The following is a 1,788-nucleotide window of genomic DNA, read 5'->3' on the forward strand; positions in this document are numbered from 1 at the left end:
TCCAGTCTGACAGGAAACAAACTTTAGTGAATAATGAATAGTTAATAGGGAATAATTGTCATGTTGAACGCAGTGAAACATCTGTTTTGCTGAAAAACAGATTCTTCGTCGTGCCAATGCCCTCCTCAGAATGACAAAGAATAAAATTATTCACTATTCATTATCAATTATTCATTGAGTATTTTTTCTGTCATTCATTCCAGCGATTGCTGGCATACGCCTGCTGCGGGCTACCGCCACTACTCGTCGGGAGCCTTGACGAATGTTTTCGATAAGCCGAGGGCAGAGCTGTGCTTGCACGAGCTGTGCCGAGGCGAGAAAACTTGCATGAATATGAATGTCGGCGCGAACGGTGACTACTGGTCTTCGTCGTCCTACCTCGCAGGCAGCGCCAACGCGGGCAACCTGGGCTTCAATTCCAGCGTCGTCAACCCGCTGAACAACAATAACCGTGCTTACGGCTTCTCCGTGCGCTGCGTCCAGCATCTGTGCGGCTGCTTTTTACAATGACAAAGGCGTACCTCCATTGTGGGAGGTACGCCTTTCTTGCGTCGCAGCGGAACCGCTATTTCTTCTTGGGGTCCGAACCGTTGTCGATGGCGAACGTCGAGACGATGACCATCTTCTCGTCCACGTTGTTGGGGTTCGAGACGATGACGCCGTACTCGCCCGTGGGACGGGTCGCGAACGAAAGACGATAGCTGCTTTCGCCGTATTTCTTGGCCGTGAAAGGCAGGAAGTCGAGCGTGTTGCTCTGCACGTTGAAAGTGCCGACGGCCGAAATGACGGCCGAACGGTTCTTGGGCGTGGCTTTCATGCGGAACACGCGCACGATCGACATCGGGTCGGCCTTGTTGTCCTTGGCCCGGACGATCAGTTCGACGGGCTGGCTGCCGTCCATGCGTACGCTTGCGGTGCCGCCGTCGATGACGACCTTGGTCTTTTGCTTGGCCGCGGCGAATCCGGCGATGTAGACTCCGGCGCCGGTCTTGATGCGGACGGTGTGTTTTTCGAGTTTGCCGGACGTGCCGTCGGGGAATACGGCGACCACTTCGCCCTCGAATTCGGGTTCGAGGGACTGCGCCTTAACCGCGGAAATCTCCCCCCCCCACGCCATGGCCGCGAAAGCCATCAGGAAGAAAAGTTTTTTCATAGGATTTGGGTTTTGGTTTCGTGCAACCTGCACATCCACAAAGTTAAGCGATATTTTGCAATGTTGTTCCCCCCCCCCGATTTTTTTTGCTTCGGACGCTGAAAAAGATAAAAAACAGCCCGCAGATGCTGGACGCAGCGCACGGAGAGGGCGTTGGCCCGAAAGCTGTGGTACAGCGGGTACACGTAGTCCGCGTTCAGGTACAGATAGCCCGAGCCGAGCTGGCCTGCGGCATAGGACGACGAGGACCAGCAGAGGCCCCACTCGCCGACGTGTGTCAGGGCACCCGTCGTCTCGAAGCGGTAGCCCGCAGCAGGCGCTGAAGCAATCGCTCGGATGAATGACAGGAAAAATACTCAATGAATAATTGATAATGAATAGTGAATAATTTTATTCTTTGTCATTCCGAATACCTTCTTTTGTCATTCTGAGGAGGGCATTGGCCCGACGAAGAATCTGTTTTTCAGCAAAACAGATGTTTAACATCGCTGCGCTCGTTTTCCTTCTCCTTGCATGGCATAGCCTGCAAGCAGTCTCTGCCCATGCTTCGTTCGTCGGTTCACTGCGTTCAACATGACAATTATTCCCTATTAACTATTCATTATTCACTAAAGTTTGTTTCCTGTCAGACTGGA

Annotated in this window: 2 protein-coding genes; one reads left to right on the top strand and one right to left on the bottom strand. The window is 52.7% G+C overall.

All coding sequences use genetic code 11. The annotated features are described in order from the left end of the window. Positions 1-327: 327 nt before the first annotated feature. The gene (locus tag NFR47_RS08495) at positions 328-510 is read left to right on the top strand and encodes a fibrobacter succinogenes major paralogous domain-containing protein (protein ID WP_251215149.1); all 183 of its coding nucleotides are present in this window, start codon (positions 328-330) and stop codon (positions 508-510) included. 55 nt (positions 511-565) lie between these two features. Here NFR47_RS08495 and NFR47_RS08500 read toward each other — a convergent pair whose 3' ends face one another. Continuing rightward, positions 566-1,153 carry a hypothetical protein gene (locus NFR47_RS08500; protein WP_251215150.1) on the bottom strand — a complete coding sequence of 196 codons (588 nt, stop codon included), beginning with the start codon at positions 1,151-1,153 and terminating at the stop codon, positions 566-568. Positions 1,154-1,788: the final 635 nt, after the last annotated feature.

The organism is Alistipes muris (assembly GCF_943193205.1).
Taxonomy (GTDB): Bacteria; Bacteroidota; Bacteroidia; order Bacteroidales; family Rikenellaceae; genus Alistipes; species Alistipes muris.